Below are 23326 nucleotides of genomic sequence, written 5' to 3'. Positions count from 1 at the left end.
ATGATTTATGGGGTTCTGCTGAGCATTCCCGAAAAGTTAGTTCCCAAGTATGAGGATGAAGTTAGAAAGGCAATAGGTTACGGGATAGCAAGGGGAGACATAATAAGCTTCACCGAGGCAAGGTACAAGGGCGACGTTGCCTTCGTCATGCTCGCCCGCTCCAACAGGGCCGCAGAAAGAATGGTATCTGAGCTCCAGAACATGCCGATCTACGTTAAGGTTATAGAGATAGAGGGAGAGAGCTGAGCTCTCCCATTGTCTGTTATTTTAGCGCTCACTTATTGGAGGAGGGGAGGAGCGTCAGGCAACCCATTCAACTTCATAATCAAAGGCGTTGAACTCCTTTGCTCTATCTCTCGCCAGTCTCTTAGCCTTTTCCAGATCGTTGGTAACAACTACGACCTCCTCTGGAAGGGAGTCCCTGCGGTAATAAACTATCCTCGCCAGCATTCTGACACCTCCATATATCACTCTGAGTGAAATGCACTGGATACTCTTTAAAAGCTTTATTGAACAGGTAAGTACTTAAATGTCCATAAATTTCTGGAAACATTCGGGCTTTGATGAACACTATCCTAAGGAAGGTACTAATTTGGACATTGAGGGAAGAACAGAGAATGGAAGCCAAAGACTACAACCGATAGAATCAAAGCAACCTGGAGAGCTCATAGAGCCTGGCGTTTCTCCTTTTTACTTCCTCGACGGCTCTCATTTTAGCTTCCTCGACGGACTCTGCCTCAAAGATTATTCTCTTTCCGTGGTCATCTCCACCATGGAGGGTAAGTTCCCACCTCATGGTATCACATTAGTTGCCAAAATGTCAAGAACTTATAAGCTTAACTCAACGTCATCCGTCGAAAAGACAAAAAAGAAGAGGGCATTTAAAATTAAGACTTATCGACCAAAAATTTAAACGCCAAAATAAAGACAAAACCTGCCCCAACTAACACAGGGTTAAGCGTGGCGGAAGCAAGGCCAAGGATTCCTGCAAGACTTCTAACTTCTCTCCTGAGTTGTTTCCCGAACCAGCCGGTCAGAGCCACGGCGAGAAGGTACATTACCACGAGAGTTGCCCCAAGATCGTAGAGTACTTGGAGGGCAGTAACTGCGGTCCAGTGTTTTACCGTTATCAGGAACATTTCTGGATGCGTGAAGTATATGTACGGCCCTATATAGCCAGCCAAGGCATACTTAACGGCGTTCATAGCGGTCTTCCAGAAGTCCCCTCCGGCGAGGGCCGAACCGGCGTAACTCGCGAGCGCTACTGGTGGGGTTACATCTGCTAGGATGCCGAAATAGAACACGAAAAAGTGAGCTGCCAAAAGGGCTATGGGAGTTGAGAAACCCGGCACCGGATCGGAGTACGGATGGAGTCCTTGGACGGCGTTGAAGATTGCGGGCGCGGCCACAAGTGAGGTTATAATGTAGTTGGCAGTCGTTGGCACGCCCATTCCAAGGATAAGACTGAAGATCATAGTTAGCATCAAGAGGAGCCAGAGGTTACCGGCCGTTAAATCCACGAGGCGATAACCAAGACTAGTTACCAGACCCGTCATTGTCAGAACTCCCTGTATTAAGCCAGCGCTGGCAGCTGCAAGCATTACACTAGTACTGGTCTTTCCTGCGTCGATCATGGATTCGTACGTGGCCGAATACATGGCTCTTCCACTTTCGCTCTTGGAGTACCAGCCGACGATAAGGGAAAAGATTATTCCAAAAACACCGCTCAATAAGAGTATTTGCTCCTTCGTCATCCCTATGTATTTGGTCAAAGCTATGAAGAGAAGGAAAAGCGAGGTGATGTAAAACTTCTCGTTGAACTCCACCCCGTCGGTAAGGAAAGCCATTGCCATGAGACCAAAGAACATGAGAATCATGATCCCGGAGACGGCGGTGGAGATTGAAGCGCCCGTGAACATGAGTGCCGTTGCTATAAGGACTATCAAAACGTACAGACCCTCGTGACCTGGTATCTCGTCTCTTGAGATCCAAGCAACCCAGATGGCAACGCCTAGGGAGGACACTGCAGAGATATGGGGTGGAATCCCCCAGACTAAGGCGATAGTGATGACAACTATGGGCAGCAGTATGTAAAGTTTTCTAAGAAAATATTCGAGTCCAGTGAAGTATTCGCGTGGCATCCCCTTCAGGCCCAGTCTTTTGGTCTCGAGGTCAATGAACAGATAAACTCCGGCGTAGTATACTAGAGCGGGAATAACGGCTGCAATGATGATCTTGTTGTAGGGAACCCCCAAGAACTCGGCCATAATAAACGCTGCCGCACCCATAATCGGAGGCATAAGCTGACCTCCAGTCGATGCAACGGGTTCAACGGCACCGGCTATCTCAGGAGGATAACCTGCTTTTTTCATCAATGGGATCGTAAAGGTGCCCGTGGTGAGAACGTTTGCAACGCTTGATCCACTTACAGTACCCATGAGACCACTTGATATCACTGCAGCCTTGGCCGGACCCCCGGGTCTAGAACCAAAGAGGGTTATCATAAATTCGGTTATGTAATCACTTATCCCGATCTTAAGCAAGAAGGCACCAAAGAACACAAAGGCAAAAACATAGATAGTCATAACAAAGAAGGGAATCCCGAATATTCCCTCATCAAAGTAAAGCTGCTGGGTAAAGCGGATCCAATCAAAGTTTATGTTGTAGATACCGTATAGAAGAAACACCACGACAACAGTGGGTAGAACCCAGCCCAGAACCCGTCTGGTTGCTTCAAGAACGAGGATTATTGCTAGTATTCCAAAGATAACATCCCTCGGGTAGACCTCAGCGAACTCAGCGTACCTCTGGTAAACAACGAAGAGATACAGAGCTGAGATGGCACCAAGGATAGCCAAAATGTAATCGTACCACTGAACTTTTTGGAGGTACTTTTCCTTGCGCCTTACGGGGTACAGCAAATAGGTTATTATCAGGATCATGGCCAGAACGAACGCTTCACCCTGCTTCGTCTGGAAGGTAACTTGGAGAATACCAATCTTAATGCCTATTTTCTGGAACATGTCGTACAGGGTATAATTAAAGTTGAAAATGAACAGTATTTCGTATATACCTATGAGTATAGCAGCTAACTTAACAACGTTCTCAAGCATAGGGGGGAGGGTTCTTACACGTTCTATGACCACTTCCTTGGCTTTTTCCAGCTTGGGGAGTTCTTCACCCATTTTCAGCACCTCCTCAAAGTCGTCAAGAGTAAGGGACAAGATTTAACTTCGAACTTAACCAGTGTATCAGACCGAGGAGCTAGAGCTAGAGACCCATCGACGCTTATATTGGCCTGGTTCAATGGAATAAACCAGAAATCTAGGCTTTTCCCCAGGGGGATGCTGATTTTCTTCTCGTACCATTCCCCGTTCCACCTCTGGAAATCTTCGGGCAAGCCAGCACCAAAGTCTTGCCATTTCATCCCAACGGCATAAATGCCGCTTTTATTGACCTCCAGGATCTCGATTACTCTGCTTCTCTCAACGCTGTGGACGTACTCAACAACGAGCAAGTGGCTCCCGAGGGGATAAATTTTCTCCAATTTGCCATCATTTATTATCAGGACTTTTCTGGGGAGCGTAAGTGACAATATTAAAAAAACTAAGAGAGCCGTTAAAAAAAGAAAACGTCTCCTCAATTACCTCACCTATCACGGCTTGATGTTGTCTGGAACATTTATGCCCTTCTCCTCGTAGAATTTAATGGCTCCTGGGTGGAGAGGTATGCTCATACCGTCGAGAGCGGTGTCCAAACTTATGAACTTCGTCTTAGCATGAACATTGTGGAGCTCCTCCAGGTTAGCTGGATCAAAGAGAAGCTTGGTCATTTTGTAGACAAGATCGTCGGAGAGGTCAGCACTGACAGCGAGAATGGCTTTAACGGCAACCGTCGGGGTGTCCTCAGTCATGCCGTTGTACGTGTCCTTTGGAAGTACCTGCCTGACGTAGAAGATGTAACCCTGCTGGTGAAGCTTGTCGAGAATATCATCGGGAATTGGAAGAACTCTGACAGGGGTCTGTACAGCTATCTGGTTAACTGCAGGCGTTGGAGCACCAGACACAATAACGGCAGCATCTATCTGGCCAAGCTTAAGGCTCTGAGCTGCCTCACTGAACTTCTGGTTGACCTTCTGTATGCTGTCCCATACGCCAGCGGCCTTAAGAATTTGCTCAGCGGCCACCGCGGTTCCACTTCCGGGAGCACCTATAGCGACTTTCTTACCTTTAAGATCCTGCAGACTCTTTATGTCGCTGTCAGCCCTTACGACGAACTGGACTGTCTCGGGGTAGAGTGCCGCAACGCCACGTATGTTCTTTACAGCCTGCCCCTCGAACATGTAAAGCCCATGGTAGGCATAATAGGCAATGTCGTTTTGAAGGATAGCAGCTTGAGCTTTTCCTTCCCCAATGGCCTTGGCGTTGGTAACGCTCGCACCACTTGTAACTGCTTTAGCTTCAATGCCGTTCTTATTGAGTATCTCCGCGTATTTTGAACCAAGTGGGAAATAGACACCACTGGTGCCACCGGTGTAGATTGTAACTTTTTCTCCACCACCACTGCTGATGCAACCGCTTGCCACTAGGGCAACCACCAAAATGGCAACCAGACCTAGTGCTTTCATTTTCATGTTCTTCACCTCATTCACCATATATGTTCGTTTGTTTAATCTAAAGTTCATTTCAGAACATTTGTTTCTAAGTGTTCAGTTATATACTTTACGGTTGCAAACTTTTACTGGGCCGAGGATCCAAAAAAGTACACCTACAATCCAACATTTGCCGAAGTTTATTCAAAAGTATCGGGAAACTCCCCAAAAAGGTATTGTTAAAATAGTAGCAAAAGCCCATTTTGTTTTTACATTTATAAACAAAAATTGAATGCTAATTCAATCCAATGCCCACAGAAGCAAGTCGGGCCATTAATCTTCCCGTATAACTATTTCTATCCTCTTCCCCTCACGGTAGCCCTTCATTGCAGAGAGCATGCCCTTTATCGTTTTTTCAACGAGCTCCTGCACCCAGTCCTTCATGGGGAGAACCTGGCCATCGATTTTGACTGTTACTTTCGGCTTCGAACTTAGAACCACACAATCCCTCGGGGTTTTCTCACCCTTGACTATCATCCTTGCCATCTCGGCACAGCTGAAACCACAGAGGCCGCAGTCTATGTTGGGTAGCATGAAGGCCCGTTTTTCCACCAGATCTGCCAGTTTTTCGGTTTCTTTCGTGGCGTCAATGACCGGAAGACCATCCACCTCTTTCACTCCAGTAGAGGCTATAACCCCGCTCACGGCTATAGCAAGCCCATCGTTGAGCTCCCTAACATCTTTCTCATTTCTGGCACATATTACCTTCGGAACGTGTTTTATCGACTTAAAGCCCTCCAGCAGGAGGAAATCTGCAGAAACCATCGAGAAGAGCGCGTTGATGTCTTTAGCCTTAAAAAGCAGAGCGTCGGTGTCGTTTGCCCTCACAAGAACAGAATCGGCCACCCTCGAGAAGCGCCAGGTGTCGCTCCCCTCTCTGTCGAACTCGGAGTGCATGCTCTTGGCTATAGCCACGCGGTAGCCGCGCTCTTTCAGAATTCCTGCGACTGCCTCGACGGTGGTAGTTTTCCCGCTTTTCTTATAACCCACGAAAGCAACCGCCCTCATCGGCGGCACCTCACAAGAGGGTTATCCAGTTGATGTCGTCAATTTTGACTATAAGTTCCCTAGCCCTGTTGCCGGCGTAATCAGTGACGTTTGTAAGGAGAATGACTTCTTCGTCAAAATCAGTCAAGACACCGGAGAAGCTTATCTCGCTTCCGATTCCAACAGCTATCCTTTTACCCCTCCATCTCTCAAGGGTTCTGTCGAGGAGATACTGCTTTTCCCCCATGAAATCACCTCCCACGACCAAAAGTCTAAAAGGCTTTTTAGCCTTTCCGCCATAGGTGGAAGGCATGAGGATTGCAACCAAAAGTCCGGCAATAAAGGAAGCCCTCCTGAGGGAGTTCAAAGGAAGGGGAATCTCCTTTGAGACAAGGGAAAGACAGTCCTATGAGGCCTTCGTGGGGTATGCAATCGAAGGTACCCTGGAAGAGATAAGGGCAAAGATAGAGGCCATGGAAAGCGTTGAAAAAGAAGAGATTCTGAAAGGATTCAACGCCTTCAAAGAGAACCTGGATCACCTGCTGGGCCACTTGAAGGAAGGAGAAAAAGTAGACGAAATCCTGGCCGAAGGACCGTGGGTAGCTGACATTCTTGACCAGCTCTTTAGGGCGGGAGCGCTGGAGTATTCCAACGGCACTGTAAAACTCAAAGACGGGTTTGACGTGTCATCCGTCAGGTTCCAATTTAAGTTTCCGTTCGAACTCGTCCACAACCCAGAAAAGGTGGAAAAAATAGCGAAGCAGTTCGTGTTCACGGATCTGGTAGAAGAGTACGAATTTGAAATAAACGAACTTGATATAGGCAAGATCAACGAGTTAGCCTCGATACTCGGGAAGTACTTCCCCGAGGAGCAGGTGCTAAAACTCTATTTTGGGTTAATAAGCAGGGCTATACTGTCCTCAGAGCTTCTTCGTGTTATAGGAGAACGGAAGATCGAAGAGGAGGAACTAAAAACAATGTTCTTGAAGGCCATGCCGATGGAGATACCAACGGAAAGGGGAACCCTTGTGATAAACGCCTCCAGAGAGTTCCTTGAAGATCTTCTGCGGTTTCTGGAAAAGAAAGGCTACGTGGACAGGAAGGCTGGAAAGGTCAAGAAGCTTAGAAACCTTTGAGTTCTCTACATTTTTGAACTTTTTACTGAGAAGGACTGTTACTGAAAAGCTATGGTGGGCCCGGGGGGCTTTGAACCCCCGACCACGCGGTTATGAGCCGCGCGCTCTGACCAGGCTGAGCTACGGGCCCACTCACTGGCGCCGCCGCCCGGATTCGAACCGGGGACCGCCGGATTAACAGTCCGGCGCTCTACCAACTAAGCTACGGCGGCTCGACCCAATGTAGGGAACACAGGGTGCATTTATAAATCTTGCGGTCTCATAACCATAGGGCTTGACATGAAAAGGAAGGCCTGTTCAATCCCCCAAGAGTCCAACCGCCGTTCGATAATTCTATTTCTGATGGCATATGCCTACTGGACTTTTTACAGCCTGATTTACCCCATCGTTGGCCGTTGGAGTGTCAATTATACCGATTTCCTCCTTAGACTCCCTGGAACCTCTCATGACTTTGTTCTCGGCCTTCTCCTGTGGACAAAAAGCCATTTCTTCCTGTATCTCTTGATGGACGCTCTCTACAAGCTTGGCTTCACGTGGGTGATGGTAGGTACCGTCGCTTACCTTCTCTATATCAGCCCCACGGAGGCCGAAAGAACTGCAAAGAGTTACCTTCTCTCGTTCTTGGTGTTGAGTGCGATCTTCCTGGTTGCGTACGTTTTTCCGCCCCATCTGGTTTATCCCGATCTCCCCAGAAGGTACGCCCCGCCCGGCTGGGATGCTAGACCCCAGTTCGTTCTTCCATCTCCTCACTGCACCATCGACACGATAAGTTTCCTAGCTCTGGCTAGGAGAAAGGAAGTTCTCGCAAGGATCATGGCCTTTCTGGTTGTATTAATTCCCCTCTCAACGGTTCTCCTTGCAGAGCACTGGCTCTGGGACGCCCTTTCGGGAATCTTCTTGGGATGGCTAGTTGATCGGTACTCCAGGAATTTTTTTAACTCCGGAGGATAAAGAACAGCGGTGATCGACTTGCGGATCGGAAAGTTTGTTTCCCTGATCGAGGAGAAAGGTTTTGACGGGGCACTCATAAGTCCAAGCACAAATTTCTACTACCTCACGGGGCTTAATCTCCACGAGGTTGGTGAGAGATTAACGGTTCTGGCCGTAAACGCCAACGGGGACTACCACCTCTTAGCCCCGAGCCTCTACGAAAACGTCATCCAGGGTTTTCCCACCACGTTCTGGCGTGACGGGGAGAACGCTTATGAGAAGCTCTCCTGGATTCTAGCCGATCTCAAACTGTCCTCAGGAAGGATTTTAATTGAGGACACCATGAGGGCCGACTGGCTCATAGGCATTATGAGGCTCGGAAACAATTCCTTCGAGTTTCATCCATTAAGCCTAGTAATGAGGGAACTGAGGATGATAAAAGACTCCCAGGAAATAGAAATGATGAAGCACGCCGCCAAGGTAGTGGATCGGGTTTTTGAAGAGGTATTAAGCTGGGACATCCTTGGCATGCGCGAGAAGGAGCTGGCCCTTAAGATCGAGCTGAAGATCAGAGAACTTTCCGATGGGATATCCTTCGAACCTATCGTGGCCAGCGGGGAAAACGCCGCCAATCCGCATCATGCCCCCGGGGAAAGGCGTATCAGGAAAGGGGACATGGTAATCCTCGACTACGGTGCGAAGGTTGGGGGCTACTGCTCAGACATAACCCGGACGATAGCGGTGGGTCAGCCCAACGAGAAGCTAATTGGGATATACAACGTCGTTAAGGAGGCCCAGGAGAACGCTTACAGGGCAGTAAGAGAGGGGATAAAGGCCAAAGAAGTAGACAGGGTAGCTAGGGAGACGATAGCGAAGGCGGGCTACGGTGAATACTTCACCCACAGGACGGGCCACGGCCTCGGTCTGGACGTGCATGAGGAACCGTACATTGGCCCCGACGGGGAAGTTGTCCTCAAAAACGGCATGACCTTTACGATAGAGCCAGGGATCTACGTGCCAGGACTCGGCGGCGTTAGGATAGAGGATGACGTGGCCGTAATAGATGGGAGAGGGACAAGATTAACGAAGGCCGAGAGAGAGCTTGTGGTGCTTTGAGATAATTTTTCTGGTTTCTAACCCTTTCTTTTAGGATTAAATACTATGGAAACGATGAAACCACTAATTTGAGCGGGTTGGACGCAGATTGGTGCTGAAACGGTCGTTTCGACCTCTTTTCTCTCGAATCCCTAAAATAGTCGAAGTTCGTAGGGTTGAACGAGGTGGTTGCCATGAAATGGGTGAAGGCCCTCGTAGTATTGACCGTACTGGTCGGGTCTTTGATCCCGGCTGGAATGAGCTTAGCAGCTGAAAACACATCAACGCAGATTGAGGCATACTCACCGGTTTCCAATACCACTAACACAACACCCGAGAAGGAGCTGGCGGAGAGGATAATAAACATAGTTGAAAAGCTCCACAACATAACGGAAAGGCTCCTCCAGAATGCCACCCTGCCGGAGAACTCAAGCGTGATGGAGCACTACAGCCTCGCCGAGGAGTACAGGGAGAGGGCGGAGACCGCCTACCAGAACGGAGATTACCCGATGGCAGTAACTGAGGGACTGCTGGCCATGCATCAGTACAAGGAAGTTCTTAAGAGCATCAAAAATGCCAGGGAAGAGGTTAGGGTCTCAATGGAGAGGATGCGCGGCTACTTCGAAGCTGCCCAGAGAACCATCGCTGCTGCGGAGAAAGCCGGTCTTGACACCTCAAAGGCCAAGGAGCTCTTAAATGAAACTAAGGAGGCCTACCTGCAGGTCGTGGAAGACATAAAGGAGAAGAACATTGAAAAGGCTAAGGAAGACCTGGAAAAGGCCCGCGAACTCAAGAAGGAGCTTGATGCCGAGCTCAGAGAGCTCAGAAAGGAACTGGCCTATGCTCACTCCGATAAGATCGTGAACGCGTTCCTGGCCAAGGGAGAGAAGGCCATGGCGTTCGTCGAGAATGTCATCTCAAAGGCAAACGAGACAGATAGAAACACCACCGAGCTCCAGGAGAGGCTGGACGCTTTCAGAGCCCTATACGACCAGGTGAAGGAGCTGGCCGACCAGGGCAACTACACTGCGGCTTTAACGCTCATCCATGAGAACCGCGAAACGGTGAGGGAGTTCTACAAGGCCGTTGGGTTCATCCTCAGAGAGGCAAGGGAGAGGGTCGTGGAGGAGAAGATGAAGGATCTGAAAGCCTTTGGACAGGAGGTCCAGGAACGCATCAGGAAGGATTCCAGGGCGCTGGAAAAGCTCAAGAGAGAGGGAGTGGACGTCAAGGGGGCTGAGCTGAAGCTCAGGACTGCTATCCAAGAGTTCAAGCTCGGTTTTGAGCTTGCGAAACGCGGGAGGCCCAAGGAGGCAAAGGCCCACTTTGGGATCGGCCTGGGTCTGCTCCAGGATGTTGAGAAGTTCATAGTGGCTCACTCCTGATTTGCTTTTCTTCTTTTTTCATCCAAAAACCTTAAATACCCAAAGCCTTTACCGCTTCCGATGCCGATGAGGGGGGAGTGTCTTCTCCACCGTAATTCCAGCAGCAACTGATTTCACCGATAACCCCCCTATTTTGGACTCTCGCGCTTTTGAAGCTGGCAGTTCCTTTTTAGCGGTGAAAATCGAAGCTAAAGGAGGTTTTAGCCATGGCTGAGCTCGACTTCAAGGCCATTGAGGAGAAGTGGCAGAAGCGCTGGATGGAGGCGAGGATTTTCGAGCCCGACAGGAACGCGAAGCCCAAGGAGAAGAAGTTCTACATAACCGTCGCGTTTCCATACCTCTCGGGCCACCTCCACGTCGGCCACGCGAGAACCTACACGATTCCGGACGTAATAGCGCGCTTTAAGAGAATGCAGGGCTACAACGTGCTCTTCCCGATGGCGTGGCACATCACCGGCGCGCCGATAGTTGGCATCGCCGAGAGAATAAAGAACCGCGACCCGAAGACCATCCACATCTACCGCGACGTCTACAAAGTCCCCGAGGAAATCCTCTGGAAGTTCGAAGACCCGAAGGAAATAGTGAAGTACTTCATGAAGGCCGCGAAGGAGACGTTCATCAGGGCAGGTTTTAGCGTTGACTGGACGAGGGAGTTCCACACCACAAGCCTGTTCCCGCCCTTCAGCAAGTTCATCGAGTGGCAGTTCTGGACGCTCAAGGACATGGGGCTGGTGGTTAAAGGTGCACACAGGGTTCGCTGGGACCCCGTTGTTGGGACGCCGTTGGGAGACCACGACATCATGGAAGGTGAGGACATCCAGATTCTGGAGTACGTCATAATCAAGTTCATCCTCGAGGAGGACGGCGAGGTTATTTACCTGCCCGCGGCAACGCTGAGGCCCGAGACAGTCTACGGCGTCACAAACATGTGGCTGAACCCCAACGCTACCTACGTCAAGGCGAAGGTCAGGTGCAACGGAAAAGAGGAAACCTGGATAGTCAGCAAGGAGGCCGCCTACAAGCTCTCCTTCCAGGACAGGGAGATAGAGGTAATCGAGGAGTTCAAGGGCGAGAGGCTCATCGGAAAGTACGTGAAGAACCCGGTAACGGGCGACGAGGTCATAATTCTGCCAGCGGAGTTCGTTGACCCGGACAACGCTACCGGCGTTGTCATGAGCGTCCCAGCCCATGCCCCCTTCGACCACATCGCTCTGGAAGACCTGAAGAAGGAGACTGAGATACTCCTTAAATACGACATTGACCCGCGCGTTGTTGAGGAGATAAGCTACATCTCGCTGATCAAACTTGAAGGCTACGGTGAGTTCCCGGCAGTTGAAGAGGCCGAGAGGCTCGGAGTCAAGAGCCAGAAGGACAAGGAGAAGCTTGAAGAAGCGACTAAGAACATTTACAAGGCAGAGTATCATAAGGGAATCTTCAAGGTAGAGCCCTACGCGGGCAAACCAGTCCAGGAGGTAAAAGATATCATAGCGAAGGAGCTCCAGGAGAAGGGAATTGCCGAGATAATGTACGAGTTCGCCGATAAACCCGTCATAAGCCGTTTCGGGAACAGAGCGGTAATCAAGATAATCCACGACCAGTGGTTCATAGACTACGGCAACCCCGAATGGAAGGCCAAGGCGAAGGAGGCCCTGGCCAACATGAAGATACTCCCAGAGAGCAGGCGCGCCCAGTTCGAGGCGGTAATAGACTGGCTCGACAAGAAGGCCTGCGCCAGAAAAGTTGGTTTGGGAACTCCCCTACCATGGGACCCTGACTGGGTCATCGAGAGCCTGAGCGACTCAACAATCTACATGGCCTACTACACGATAAGCAGGCACATCAACCAGCTCATGAAAGAGGGTAAACTCGACCCAGAGAAGCTCGACAGGGAGTTCTTTGACTACATCTTCCGCGAGGAATTCAGCGAAGAGAAGGAGAGAAAACTCGCCGAGAAGACCGGAATTCCAGCGGAGATAATCCACGAGATGAAGGAGGAGTTCGAGTACTGGTACCCGCTCGACTGGCGCTGTTCCGCCAAGGACCTCATCCCGAACCACCTGACGTTCTTCATATTCAACCACGTGGCGATATTCAAGAGGGAACACTGGCCGAAGGGCATAGCGGTAAACGGCTTCGGAACCCTCGAAGGCCAGAAGATGAGCAAGAGCAAGGGCAACGTGCTGAACTTCATCGATGCCATCGAGGAGAACGGGGCAGATGTCGTGAGGCTCTACATAATGGGCCTTGCCGAGCACGACAGCGACTTCGACTGGCGCAGGAAGGAGGTCGGAAAGCTCCGCAGGCAGGTTGAGAGGTTCTACGAGCTCGTAAGCGAGTTCGCGGGCTATGAGGCCAGAGAGGGGGTTGAGCTCAGGGACATCGACCGCTGGATGCTCCACCGCCTGAACAAGGCCATCGAAGAAACAACAAAGGCCCTCGAGGAGTTCAGGACGAGGACGGCAGTGCAGTGGGCGTTCTACACGGTTCTGAACGACCTGCGCTGGTACCTAAGGAGAACAGAAGGCAGAGACGACGAGGCGAAGCGCTACATGCTTAGAAAGCTCGCCGAGGTCTGGGTCAGGCTCATGGCGCCCTTCACACCCCACATAAGCGAAGAACTCTGGGAGAAGCTCGGAGGGGAGGGCTTCGTGAGCTTAGCAAAGTGGCCCGAACCCGTTGAGGAGTGGTGGAACGAGACGGTAGAGGCTGAAGAGCAGTTCGTCCAGTCCGTCATCGAGGACATCAAGGAGATAATAAGGGTTGCCAAGCTCGAAGACGCCAAGAGGGCCTACATCTACACTGCTCCAGAGTGGAAGTGGAAGGTAGTTGAAGTTGTTGCAGAAAAGAAGGACTTCAAGTCAGCTATGGCCGAGCTGATGAAGGACCCGGAGATGAGGAAGCACGGCAAGGAGGTAAGCAAGCTCATCCAGAGGCTCATCAAGGAGCGCGCCTTTGAAGTGAAGCGCATCAACGAGGAGAAAGCGCTGAGAGAGGCGAAGGACTTCATGGAGAAAGAACTCGGCCTGGAGATAATCATCAACGCCGCGGAGGACAAGGGAGGAAAGAAGAGGCAGGCCATGCCACTGAAGCCCGCGGTGTTTGTGGAGTGAGGATTTTTATTCCTTTAGTATTTCTTTTAGTGTATCCAAATCTTTGCTTTCTAGTAATTTTTTGAGAAGTGGTTCTAGAACTAGAACATGAATTCCATGCTCTTCTAGAGTATTGATTTGGTACTTGTGTCTGTTTCGTACATAAACCACCATGACAGTAGGATCTTTCTTGTATTTTTCAAGTACTGCCTTACGTTTTCGAGATACCTGATTTAAAATCTTGTGGAAAATCTTCTTTGTGTACATCAAACTTACACTCAAATATCCATGGATGTCCTTCTGCGTCAATTGCGAATACATCAATTTGTTCACCGCCGACGGGAACATTCCAATCAACTTTTTCCCAAGATCTATGCAATCTATTGGAGGACAATAAATAATAAGTTAAAAGTTCTGAAAAAACTCCCCTATGAATGCTTAGTAATCGTTCAAGTGAAGTTATATCCCCTTGATATTTGATAATATCTCGACTGAGCTTCTCAAACTGAAATTGGAGGTCCTCTGGGAATTTATCAGAGTGGTTTCTAGTTAGATACTGCTCGAAAATCTCTCCATCAACGGTTATTTCTTCGACAATGAGAGAGTCTTGGTATTTTTCAATGACACTCTCTGCTAAGTTGTGTAAAAATCCTCCCATCCCTGAAAAATCAGTGCCCACTTGATAGAAAACTATCCAACCAGAGTAGTCTGCAATGAAGCTTGAAACTTCAACAAGGACTGCATAGGATATAACATTCCCTACATCTTCAGGATGTTTTATTCTTAACACTCTAATCGGGTCAAAGATTCCCTGACTTTATCTATATTCTAGCATTCCTGTCAGGATGTACACAAATGCAATTGCACCATTAAACACTCTAGTACCAAAGGTGTCCAGTACTTCAAAGGGATACCACAAAAACTTGAGGTCTAGCCATTTCTGCCACTCTTCAGGAGAGGATTTAGCTTTAATGTATGAAGGCTCTGGAACTTTGTCAGAATACAATCCAGCCAGGAACTCTTTCTGCGAGCAGTTTGGATTTAATTGGAATAACTTATAGTCGGATATTCCAAAAGAAACACCATATTGTTCTTCGATCTTCTCAACAACATGTTCCTGTAGGATTCCAAAAAACCTATCTAAACACTTCCATTTTAAATAAGTTTTAGAGCCCTCCTCAGAAGATCCACCAAGATTCCACAGTGCCAATAATTCTCTGCAGTCGTCATAAAATATCTCCTCTGCAATATGCATTTTATCCAAGTGAGGCACTTTCTTAAAAGAGTCCTTTCCTAATAGTGAATACCAGAGAAACTGTAAAGTATATGCATATCCTCTGAATACCGTATCCATGAAATAACTGTTGTTGCCATAGTACTCTTTCCTTATTGGCAGTAAGCCATAATAATATGGCTTAGGACCTCCTTTTCCAGTGTCAGTAAACCATACTAAAGCGCCGTTAATACTCCAAACTTTATATAACTCCTCTAATGAATGATTTTTCTCGGGAACTATCCAGCACTGAAATAGTTTGAGGAATTTTGACAATACTCGTGTTCTTAACACGTCAAGTCGTTTTTCTAGGTCTCTCCAGCTTCGCGCAGTTAAGACTTTTTCAAAATATTTGTACCAAAGGTTCTTCAATAGCAATATTTTTTCACATGAGTTTGGAAGGTCTTCTATGGATATACCTTTAAATGTGGCTCTTTGAAGAACAATGTCTGCCTCACCAAATTCCTCTACGTGTGCTAAATCTTCTAAAAGTTCCCTAAAAGCAGTATCAAAGAAAAACTTGTATCCTAGTATAATCTCTGAGGCCTTTTTCCTATCCGTTTCCACGTCAATTCCATGAAAGTCTAAAAGTCACTGTTTAAATGCCCTTACGTCACTTACAATATTCAATATGTTCACAGTGGAGACAATCCATGGAATATCCATTGGGTATCCCTGAGACATTAATTGGAAGTGAGAATGTATAAAATTTTCGATCCGGTGCGGAGCATCCGCCGGTAGGCTGGATTGTGGCAGGAAAAGAGGGATAAGATTCAGAACTCCCTCTCCACTAAGAACTCCGCGAGAAGCTCCAGATCCTTCCTCGCCTCACTCTCCGGGAGGACTTTCAAAGCTTCGTTTGCTTCTTTTACGAGGTTCTTGGCGTACTGAGCGGCATAGTCAATGCTCCCGTACTTCTTGAGGAGCTCAATGGCCTTGGCAACTTCTTCTTTCACCTTCTCGTCGTGTATGAGCGCATCACCCTTGACATCGCCGGCGTACTTTCCAAAGACCTTAAGAAACTCGGCCTTATCTTCTTCGCTCGCGTGGTCGAAGAAGTGGCTCACGATGAGGGTCTTCTTGCCCTTCCTTATGTCGCTGCCGACGGGCTTGCCCAGCTTCTCCTCATCCGCTATGAGGTCTAAAACATCGTCCCATATCTGGAAGGCTATGCCGACGTTCATGCCCCACTTTGACAGAGCCTGAATGTACTCCTCGTTATCGGTTCCGACTATGGCCCCTATTTCAGCCGAGCCCTGGAACAGTGCACCGGTCTTTCCGCTTATCATCCTGAGGTACTCGTCAACGCCCACCTCTTCCCTCGTCTCGAACTCTATGTCCAAAGCTTGTCCCTCGCAGAGCATGTTGGAAGTCCTGACGAGGACGTCCAGAATTCTGGCCTTCTTCTCCGGGGAAACGTCGGCCTTCGCTATCGCCTCGAAGGCCTTGCTGAAGAGGAGGTCGCCGGCAAGGATTGCCATGTTAACTCCCCATAGCTTGTGGACGGTCGGCCTTCCTCTCCTGAGCTCGTCCATGTCCATTATGTCGTCGTGGACGAGGGAGTAGTTGTGGATTAGCTCAACCGAGGCAGCTGGATAAAGGGCTTTCTCAGGGTCACCGCCAACTGCTTCAGCCGCACGGAGAACAACAAAGGGCCTTACACGCTTTCCGCCGGCGAGAGGGTAATGTCTGGCGGCATCGTAAAGGTTCTTGGGCTCTTTCTCCGGAATCAGGTCAAGGATAACCCTATCAACGTCCTTCGCGGCGATTTTGATCCGCGCAAACAGTTCATCGTACTTGCCCATCCTATCACCCCTTGAATGAGCGTTGATCTTAAGCCGAGAGAAAAAAGGGCAAACCCTTTATCAGTTTTTTGCCCCATTGAAGGATTCCCCGATAGTCCCTCATCGTATCTCCACGGTGTAGCCGTTCCTCGAAACGAAGACATCCCTGCCGATGAGATAGCCTTCCTCTTCGGCCAGTTCAGCGTAGTGGGTCAGCATCCTGAATTCGCCGTGGGCCGGAACGATGTTCTCAGGATTAAGCATCCTGATGAGATAGCGGTGGTCTTCCCTGCTTGCGTGTCCGGAAACGTGGAGATCCTTTATCATCCTGACGCCCCTCATCTTGAGCTTCGTCTCGAGGACGTAGCGCTGGGCCCTGTTGAGCGGGTTCGGTATCGTTCCAGCGGAAAAGACCACAGTGTCGTCCTTTCCTATGTCGTAGAGCTCGCCGTTTGCCATCCTCGTGAGGACAGCCCCGGGCTCGCCCTGGTGGCCGGTAACGACGAGGAGGTAGTTCTCCCTCGCGCCAGAAACCTCTGCAAGAACCTTCCTTATCGCGTTGGGGCTTCTAACTGCCCTGGCACCTTTCATCTTTATGAGGCCGAGCTGTTTGGCAATGCCCGTGTACTTCGCGAGGGAGCGGCCCACAAAAACCGCCTGTCTGCCCATCTTGTTGGCTATCCAGATCAGTTCCTGAAGGCGGGCTATGTGGGAAGCGAAGGTCGTCGCTATTAAGCCCTTCTCGTCGGCTCCCTCGTAGAGGAAGAAGTCCTCAAGGAGCATCTGGGCAACGGCCTCGCTGGGTGTCTTTGTGGGCTCAGCAACACGCGTGGATTCGGGAATCAGGACTTTAACGCCCTCCTTTCCGAGCTCCTTCAGCCTTTTGTAGTCGGGCCTCTCGCCGAGCGGGTTGTTGTTGTCGAACTTGAAGTCGCCGGTGTGAACCACCGCCCCTTCAGGCGTGTGAACGACCACCATCGCCGCCTGCGGTATCGAGTGAGTTGAGCGAACGAACTCTATCGCGAGGTTCTCGCTGACCTGGACTATTTCGCCGAACTGGGTCTCGTACATCGGGTTTTTGACCTCGAAGTACTGCTCGCTCTTGACCTCACTTTTGGCGAGCTTTACAGTGTAGGGTGTGCCGTAGATTGGAACATCGGGATAATGAGGGGCCAGCTTTGCAACGGCACCTATGTGGTCGAGGTGGCCGTGGGTAAAGGTTATTGCCACTACCTTTTTATTCCTGAGAATCGAGTCATCGGGAATAGCTCCAAGCCTCTGGAGCTCCTTTGTCGGGAACTGCTGAATATTAACGTCCTCGTGGATGAGAACGCGATCAAGGCGAATACCCATGTCGATTATAACTACCTCTTCCCTGCCTCCGTCGCTGTAGCCCACCGCTGTCATGTTCTTGCCGACTTCTTCGTAGCCGCTAATCGTGTAGATTTTTATCATCCTCACCAGCCTCCCGCCCCAGGCCTCTCATGAGGCGTGGGGCTGCGTTGGCATTACTTCTCTGAAGGGTTTAAAAAGGTGTGCATTTCAAAGGGAGAAAAAAGGTCAGAGCCTGCCATCTCGGAGGTAGGCCCAAAGGTCAATCCTCTGCTCCAGCCACTCCCTTGTGAAGCCCGTAATCACGAGCGGAACTTTCCTCAGCTCTTCAACGTTCCTAGCCCCAACCAAAAACATCGCGTTCCTGATCTCTTCGATGTAGCGCCTCAGGATTTTGATCACCCCATCAACGTCGCCCTTTACAGCCGGCTTGAGGAGCGGAAGGGCCACGCCGGCGAAGGTGGCACCCATTGCCAGAGCCTTCGCCATCGTTATTCCATCGCGCATTCCGCCCGTGGCTATTATCGGCAGGTCGGTCGAATAGCGCACTTCGGCAACGCTTATGGCCGTTTTAATCCCCCAGTCCCAGAAGCGCAGGGCCAAGTCCTTTCCAATCTCGTCCTTTGCGCGGTAGTACTCGACCGCGCTCCAACTCGTCCCGCCGAGGCCGCCGACGTCTATCGCGTCAATCCCTATGCTCTCAAGCCTTATTGCAACTTCCTTGGAAACTCCCGCCCCTGTTTCTTTCGCTATTATCGGGTACGGGAACTCGGCTTTAAGCTCTGCTAGGGCTTTTAGAACGCCCCTGTACTGCGTATCTCCCTCGGGCTGGACGCTCTCCTGGAGTGGATTCATATGAATAGCAAGGGCATCGGCCTGAATCGTCTCAACTGCCCTCAATGCTTCCTCAATGCCATACCTTTCTGGAATCGTCTCAGAGAACTGGGGGGCACCAAGATTACCAACGAGAAAAATGTCTGGAGCAACATCCCTGACATAGTAGCTCTCCCACGTTTCTGGCTTTCTTATCATCGCCCTCTGGCTTCCGACGCCCATGGGTATGTTAAGCTCCTGGGCGGCTTTGGCCAAGGTCTTGTTTATCCTTCCAGCCAGCTGGGAGCCTTTAGTTCCGCCGGTCATTCCCGCTATGAAAATCGGGTAGTCAAAGCGCCTTCCAAGGAACTCGACGCTCATGTCGATTTCATCCTTGTCGATCTCGGGAAGGCTCATGTGGACGAAGTGGACGTCCTCAAAACCGTTGGAAACGTGTGCCTGCACGTTCCTCTTGAGACAGTGCTCTATGTGCTCGAACTTCCTGATGACCGTGAGTTCCTCTTTATCAAATGTCTGCATTCACACCACCGGAAGGAGAAGGGCAGGGAAAGTTAAGAGGTTTTGGGTGGGCAGACCCTGACGTTCACAGTCTTCACACTCAGCCAGCCGCGGGGCTCGTCAATCCAGTCGACCAGGTAATGGGCGTTCACCGCGGAGCTTAAGAAGTGCTGCATCTTGGAGGAATCGATCGTGAAGTTGAACTCCGACCTGAAGTTGGGAAACATTGGAAATCCCTCGCCCAGGTCTATTGACATGGGGAGCACGAGGTCGTGGTATTGTCCCCTGCCCGTGCTGTGGAAGTAGATAACGCCCACTGTGATGTTGTTGCATGTGTGGTAGGTACTAAAGCGGAGCTCAATCTTTCCTGATTTTACCGTTGAAGGAAAGTCAAAGGGGACATCAACGACCCAAATTTCCCCGTTTTTACTCCCGTTTGAAACGATGATATTATAGGGATGATACATGACATTGAATTCAACTTTTCTGTCGCCCAAAATCACCGAGACGTTAGAGACATCAGCAATGCTGAACCCAACATCGTCTTCCTTTTCCCTTATCCAGCCGGGATAAATCAGAATCACCGCGTCCCTACCTCTAGCGAGTGTTCTAACCAATTCTCCACCCTTAAGCGTCCACTCAACGGTGAGCGTGGTGTTGTATGCTCTTACACTCAGGTTCAGGTTCTCAGGAGGGGCGTCGAATTCACTCAAGTACCCTTTGGAAGATGCTTTTTGGAGTCCCCACAGTGTGAGGACAAAGAACATTACAAAGAGGTATACCTTACGCGACATAGTTATCCAATTTAATTAGTACCAAGAGAAATAAAAAGTTTTTGTCACTGTCATGGCATGCTTTAGGATAGATGCTTGGACATTGTAGTTAAGAGAGCCCAGGGGCTTAGTTTCATTTTCACGTTCGAGTAGACTTTATTATGGTTCATTCTAGGTTTGGTGCCCCAAAAGGTGTTACTGAATATCTTCTGGGGGTTATGTCCTCGTTACCTGAAAGTATGAGAGGTTCGAAAGATAAACTTAAAGACCCAGACTACATAATAAAAACGGTGAGAAATGCATGAGAAAGATGGATATAGATTTCTTCGATGAGCAGGTTGTGGAGGGAGGCTTTCCAGAGGGAGCGCTCGTCCTCGTAGCAGGAGAACCCGGTTCGGGGAAACTATCTTCTCCGCTACGTGGCTCTACAACGGTGCCAAAAAATTTGGTGAGAAGGGCGTTTACATATCGTTCGCCGAGACCAGGGAGGACTTCTTCGAGGAGATGAAGCAGCTTGGAATGGACTTCGGGGAACTCGAACAGAAGAGCCTCTTCAAGTTCATAGACCTGGTCACGGTCTCTTCTGATGCCATAGCGAAGGAGATAGAGCTCATAATGAGCGAGTTACTGACTTTCCAGCCCCAGAGGGTGGTCATAGACTCCATAAGCGTCTTCGGCCAGCTCATGGGACAGGCAAAGCTCAGAGCGTTCCTCCATACAACACTGGGAAGGTTCATGAAGGCCACCGGTGCCACGGTTCTTCTCATAGCCGAGAAGCCCATGGGCGAGGAAAAGGTCGGTTGCGGTATGGAGGAGTTCGTGGTCGATGGGGTTATAGTCCTCAAGTCGAAGAGCCGTGGGGAGTCCCTTATCCGGCGGATGGAAGTCAGGAAGATGAGGCGCAGGGGCATCAAGAAGCCCCAGTTCGAGTACACCATAAGCTCACATGGTATAGAGTTCCTGGACATCCCCGAGCTCAGGAGGGCTGAGATCGAGCCGACGTGGGAGAAGATAAGCACGGGAATAAAGAAACTCGACGAGCTTGTGGGTGGAGGCCTCTACAGGGGCTCCAGCGTTTTGCTCGTTGGCATGACGGGAACTGGGAAGACCACCTTCGCCCTCCACTTCGCCGTGAACAACGCGCTGGAGGGAAGGAAGGCACTCTACCTGGCCTTCGAAGAGCCGATGGATCAGCTCCTCAGGGCGGCCAAGAACTACGGCCTCCCAATAGAGAAAGTTCTCAACGACAAAAGCCTTACCATTCTCAACATAATCCCCGAAGCCTATACCCCGGTCCAGACCTTCATCAGGATAAAGAGGATTGTAGAGGAGCATAAGCCGGAAGTCCTCGTCGTGGACAGCCTCACCGCGTTGAAGCAGCACATGAACGAGAAAGAGCTTACCAAGATGCTCCGCTACCTTACCCTGCTCACCAAGGAGTACAGGACCACAATCTACTTCACCCTGAACGATGAGACCGACTTTAGGGTCGTCCCGATGACCGGAGCCAGCACCCTCAGCGACGTCATAATCGGCCTCCGCTATGAAGTGGTCAATGACAGGATAGAGCGCCGGCTGGCCATTATAAAGGCCAGGGGCTCGAACCATTCGAGGAAGATTTACCGCTACGAGATAACCGATGAGGGGGTGGTTATTTATGAGTAAAGGCGCCGAGATACTGACAAAGGCCCTCTCCGCTGCCCTTGAGAAAGTCAACCCGGGGTTAAAGGCCGTCCTGGAGACCCACCTGAGGGTCACCACCGGGAAGGGCCTCGAACTCGCCTACGAGGATCCTTCAGCTTTCAAGGCCGCCGTTGGAAAGCTCTTCGGGGAGTACAGCGCAAGGTTGCTTGAGATGGTCGTCATAGACAGCCTTAAGGATCGCTTTGGAGGTTCTGTAACAGTGGAAAGCCTTGAGGACCTCGTTTCCGAGCTCAAGAGGATTTACGGTGAGTGATCATGGATCCACTGGACATAATGGCGATGTCCACCAGACAGCTGAGCCCCACGTTAATAAGCCACGAGATAGGGAGTGACGTCGAGTTGATAATCTACCACTTAATCAAAAGGCTCCAGCCCGACTACGAGAAGGTCGTCGTTATCTCCTTCAACGATGCTTATTACTCAGTAGTTAAATATCTACGGACGGTTTACCCTGATGCAGAGGTCACTCTCAAAAACGTTGCCTTAGTTTCCATAAACCCCCTCCTGGAGGAGAGTATGAACCCGGATATGGTTTTAAGTACCAACGATCCCGAAATAATAGGAGGACGCATGAGAGTAACCTTTAGCGGGATGAGCAACGTTCTTTACGTCGTTTTGGGCCTCGACATCTATGGCGTCAGGCACACCAAGGATCTTCCCCTCATGATCCCCGCAATAACGAAAACCCTGTCCCTGGGCGGCAACAACGGAATACTGATGACATTCAACGTCAGGCTGTTTCCAGAGAACATCGTGGAGCTCGTAAACAGCTTCTCGTTGAGCGTCTTCAGACTGAGCGTTAAGGTTGAAGGTGAGAGTTTAAAGAGGGTTTTGACCGTCGTCAGAAGCCCGTTCCTCGAGTACAACCTCAAGTCCTGGAGCTATATGGTCACCAAGGACGGGCTTATTTTCATGCCCGAGAAAGAGCTCTATTAAGCTTGACCTTTTTCTTTTGCCAGCTTCGTCCTTTAGGGCGGAGAAGGTCAGTTGTGTGCAGGTTTCTATTTTCTATAATGCTTTAATTTTTGCAGAGGGTTCCGAGCTGTCAGCCTTGATGGAAATTTCTGCGAAAAAAGACGAAAAGCTTGATGATCAGAGCTTCCACCTTTCCAGTGAGATCCCCCTTTCCTCCAGAAAGCGGGCGGCCTTTTCTGCCCCCTCCTCGCTCTCGGCGAAGATTATCACGCCTATGTACTTCCCAAAACCCTTTGGCGAGGAGTGGATTCTGACATTGAAGTGCTCCAGGGCCTCTTTTAATATGGGTGCAAGCTTGCTCTCGTCAGTTATCTCGGCCAGGAACTTGAGCTGGACGAACTTTCTCTCGCCAAGCCTCGGGAGGACTTCTCTCTCCAGCATGGCCTTCATCTCCCGCGGCATTCCGGGGAGGACGAAGATCTTAACGCCATTGTGCTCGATATAAGCACCAGGAGCCGCCCCTTCGCTGTTCTCAAGTGGTTTGGCTCCCTCTGGCAGGTAGGCCATCTTCCTCCTTCCCTCGTTCAAAGCCGGGTCGTCTATGTAGCCCTCCCTGTAAAGGCGCTCGTAGAAGGCCTTGATTTTTTCCAGACACTCATTGCAGAGAACGAGCCTCCTTCCCAAAGCTTCGGCGACGGCTAACATGGTAACGTCGTCGTGGGTCGGACCCAATCCGCCGGAGATAACGAGAACCTCGGGCCTTCTCCCAAGAACCTCGTTGATTGCCTTCTTTATCTCCTCAACGTCGTCTCCAACGGTGGTGATCCTTCTCACCCAGTAGCCCCTCTCGGTGAGCTTCTTCGCTATGAAGGCGGAGTTGCTGTCAACGGTGTTTCCCGTGAGGAGTTCATCACCTACCGTCATTACCTCGGCTAGCAAG

General features: G+C 50.1%; 24 protein-coding genes and 2 tRNA genes. 10 read left to right on the top strand and 16 right to left on the bottom strand.

Features of this window, described 5'->3' with window-relative positions:
* Window positions 1–246 carry a hypothetical protein gene (locus A3K92_RS01495; protein WP_088884584.1) on the top strand — a complete coding sequence of 82 codons (246 nt, stop codon included), beginning with the start codon at window positions 1–3 and terminating at the stop codon, window positions 244–246.
* 54 nt (window positions 247–300) lie between these two features.
* Here A3K92_RS01495 and A3K92_RS09365 read toward each other — a convergent pair whose 3' ends face one another.
* The 7 genes from A3K92_RS09365 to A3K92_RS01470 all read right to left on the bottom strand — a co-directional run bounded on the left by A3K92_RS09365 (window position 301) and on the right by A3K92_RS01470 (window position 5885).
* A complete protein-coding gene (locus tag A3K92_RS09365) occupies window positions 301–471 on the bottom strand; it encodes a hypothetical protein (RefSeq protein WP_157722400.1) in 171 nt (56 codons plus the stop codon).
* Between the two features lie 175 nt (window positions 472–646).
* Entirely contained in the window at window positions 647–796 is a 150-nt protein-coding gene (locus tag A3K92_RS09445) for a hypothetical protein (RefSeq protein WP_198361949.1), read from the bottom strand.
* Window positions 797–887: 91 nt separating this feature from the next.
* Window positions 888–3185: a TRAP transporter permease gene (locus A3K92_RS01490; RefSeq protein WP_198361948.1), complete on the bottom strand. Its 2298-nt coding sequence runs from the start codon at window positions 3183–3185 to the stop codon at window positions 888–890.
* 2 nt (window positions 3186–3187) lie between these two features.
* The gene (locus tag A3K92_RS01485; RefSeq protein ID WP_088884582.1) at window positions 3188–3643 is read right to left on the bottom strand and encodes a DUF1850 domain-containing protein; all 456 of its coding nucleotides are present in this window, start codon (window positions 3641–3643) and stop codon (window positions 3188–3190) included.
* A 12-nt stretch (window positions 3644–3655) separates the two neighbouring features.
* Complete coding sequence (locus tag A3K92_RS01480; protein ID WP_088886003.1) at window positions 3656–4633, bottom strand: TAXI family TRAP transporter solute-binding subunit; 978 nt, start codon at window positions 4631–4633, stop codon at window positions 3656–3658.
* A gap of 291 nt (window positions 4634–4924) precedes the next feature.
* Window positions 4925–5659 (bottom strand): molybdopterin-guanine dinucleotide biosynthesis protein B, encoded by a 735-nt coding sequence (mobB, locus tag A3K92_RS01475; RefSeq protein WP_088884581.1) that lies wholly within the window; start codon window positions 5657–5659, stop codon window positions 4925–4927.
* A 10-nt stretch (window positions 5660–5669) separates the two neighbouring features.
* Entirely contained in the window at window positions 5670–5885 is a 216-nt protein-coding gene (locus A3K92_RS01470) for an LSm family protein (RefSeq protein ID WP_088884580.1), read from the bottom strand.
* Between the two features lie 64 nt (window positions 5886–5949).
* Between A3K92_RS01470 and A3K92_RS01465 the strand changes: the two genes are divergently transcribed.
* Entirely contained in the window at window positions 5950–6774 is an 825-nt protein-coding gene (locus A3K92_RS01465; RefSeq protein WP_088884579.1) for a hypothetical protein, read from the top strand.
* Window positions 6775–6826: 52 nt separating this feature from the next.
* On the opposite strand, the gene A3K92_RS01460 is transcribed toward A3K92_RS01465, so the two are convergent.
* Window positions 6827–6904, bottom strand: a tRNA-Ile gene (locus A3K92_RS01460).
* Between the two features lie 6 nt (window positions 6905–6910).
* A tRNA-Asn gene (locus A3K92_RS01455) sits at window positions 6911–6986 on the bottom strand.
* Window positions 6987–7053: 67 nt separating this feature from the next.
* Between A3K92_RS01455 and A3K92_RS01450 the strand changes: the two genes are divergently transcribed.
* The 4 genes from A3K92_RS01450 to leuS all read left to right on the top strand — a co-directional run bounded on the left by A3K92_RS01450 (window position 7054) and on the right by leuS (window position 13294).
* Window positions 7054–7725 carry a phosphatase PAP2 family protein gene (locus tag A3K92_RS01450; RefSeq protein WP_088884578.1) on the top strand — a complete coding sequence of 224 codons (672 nt, stop codon included), beginning with the start codon at window positions 7054–7056 and terminating at the stop codon, window positions 7723–7725.
* Between the two features lie 18 nt (window positions 7726–7743).
* On the top strand, window positions 7744–8820 hold the full coding sequence (locus tag A3K92_RS01445; RefSeq protein ID WP_088884577.1) for a M24 family metallopeptidase: 1077 nt from the start codon (window positions 7744–7746) through the stop codon (window positions 8818–8820).
* Between the two features lie 173 nt (window positions 8821–8993).
* On the top strand, window positions 8994–10184 hold the full coding sequence (locus A3K92_RS01440) for a coiled-coil domain-containing protein (protein ID WP_088884576.1): 1191 nt from the start codon (window positions 8994–8996) through the stop codon (window positions 10182–10184).
* Between the two features lie 206 nt (window positions 10185–10390).
* Window positions 10391–13294 (top strand): leucine--tRNA ligase, encoded by a 2904-nt coding sequence (gene leuS, locus A3K92_RS01435; RefSeq protein WP_088884575.1) that lies wholly within the window; start codon window positions 10391–10393, stop codon window positions 13292–13294.
* Window positions 13295–13484: 190 nt separating this feature from the next.
* Here leuS and A3K92_RS09360 read toward each other — a convergent pair whose 3' ends face one another.
* The 6 genes from A3K92_RS09360 to A3K92_RS01405 all read right to left on the bottom strand — a co-directional run bounded on the left by A3K92_RS09360 (window position 13485) and on the right by A3K92_RS01405 (window position 19788).
* The gene (locus A3K92_RS09360) at window positions 13485–14063 is read right to left on the bottom strand and encodes a hypothetical protein (RefSeq protein ID WP_157722399.1); all 579 of its coding nucleotides are present in this window, start codon (window positions 14061–14063) and stop codon (window positions 13485–13487) included.
* Between the two features lie 27 nt (window positions 14064–14090).
* Window positions 14091–15113 (bottom strand): hypothetical protein, encoded by a 1023-nt coding sequence (locus A3K92_RS01425; protein WP_088884573.1) that lies wholly within the window; start codon window positions 15111–15113, stop codon window positions 14091–14093.
* 206 nt (window positions 15114–15319) lie between these two features.
* Complete coding sequence (locus tag A3K92_RS01420; RefSeq protein WP_088884572.1) at window positions 15320–16351, bottom strand: polyprenyl synthetase family protein; 1032 nt, start codon at window positions 16349–16351, stop codon at window positions 15320–15322.
* A gap of 99 nt (window positions 16352–16450) precedes the next feature.
* Window positions 16451–17785: an RNase J family beta-CASP ribonuclease gene (locus tag A3K92_RS01415; RefSeq protein ID WP_088884571.1), complete on the bottom strand. Its 1335-nt coding sequence runs from the start codon at window positions 17783–17785 to the stop codon at window positions 16451–16453.
* A gap of 105 nt (window positions 17786–17890) precedes the next feature.
* Entirely contained in the window at window positions 17891–19015 is a 1125-nt protein-coding gene (fni, locus tag A3K92_RS01410) for a type 2 isopentenyl-diphosphate Delta-isomerase (RefSeq protein ID WP_088884570.1), read from the bottom strand.
* A gap of 32 nt (window positions 19016–19047) precedes the next feature.
* Window positions 19048–19788 carry a hypothetical protein gene (locus tag A3K92_RS01405; RefSeq protein ID WP_088884569.1) on the bottom strand — a complete coding sequence of 247 codons (741 nt, stop codon included), beginning with the start codon at window positions 19786–19788 and terminating at the stop codon, window positions 19048–19050.
* A gap of 280 nt (window positions 19789–20068) precedes the next feature.
* Between A3K92_RS01405 and A3K92_RS09505 the strand changes: the two genes are divergently transcribed.
* The 4 genes from A3K92_RS09505 to A3K92_RS01390 are packed head-to-tail and all read left to right on the top strand — an operon-like array spanning window position 20069 to window position 22407.
* The gene (locus A3K92_RS09505) at window positions 20069–20275 is read left to right on the top strand and encodes a hypothetical protein (RefSeq protein ID WP_232460886.1); all 207 of its coding nucleotides are present in this window, start codon (window positions 20069–20071) and stop codon (window positions 20273–20275) included.
* A complete protein-coding gene (locus tag A3K92_RS01400; protein WP_232460925.1) occupies window positions 20173–21432 on the top strand; it encodes an ATPase domain-containing protein in 1260 nt (419 codons plus the stop codon). The genes A3K92_RS09505 and A3K92_RS01400 overlap by 103 nt, the downstream gene beginning before the upstream one ends.
* On the top strand, window positions 21425–21724 hold the full coding sequence (locus A3K92_RS01395) for a NitrOD5 domain-containing protein (RefSeq protein WP_088884568.1): 300 nt from the start codon (window positions 21425–21427) through the stop codon (window positions 21722–21724). The genes A3K92_RS01400 and A3K92_RS01395 overlap by 8 nt, the downstream gene beginning before the upstream one ends.
* Before the next feature lie 2 nt (window positions 21725–21726).
* Entirely contained in the window at window positions 21727–22407 is a 681-nt protein-coding gene (locus A3K92_RS01390; RefSeq protein WP_198361947.1) for a hypothetical protein, read from the top strand.
* Window positions 22408–22563: 156 nt separating this feature from the next.
* On the opposite strand, the gene A3K92_RS01385 is transcribed toward A3K92_RS01390, so the two are convergent.
* Complete coding sequence (locus tag A3K92_RS01385; RefSeq protein ID WP_088884567.1) at window positions 22564–23325, bottom strand: molybdopterin-binding protein; 762 nt, start codon at window positions 23323–23325, stop codon at window positions 22564–22566.
* Window position 23326 lies beyond the last annotated feature (1 nt).

Source organism: Thermococcus gorgonarius, assembly GCF_002214385.1.
GTDB classification, from domain to species: Archaea; Methanobacteriota_B; Thermococci; order Thermococcales; family Thermococcaceae; genus Thermococcus; species Thermococcus gorgonarius.
The sequence above is the reverse complement of the archived record's forward strand: the minus strand, read 5'-3'. Positions and strand labels throughout refer to the sequence as shown.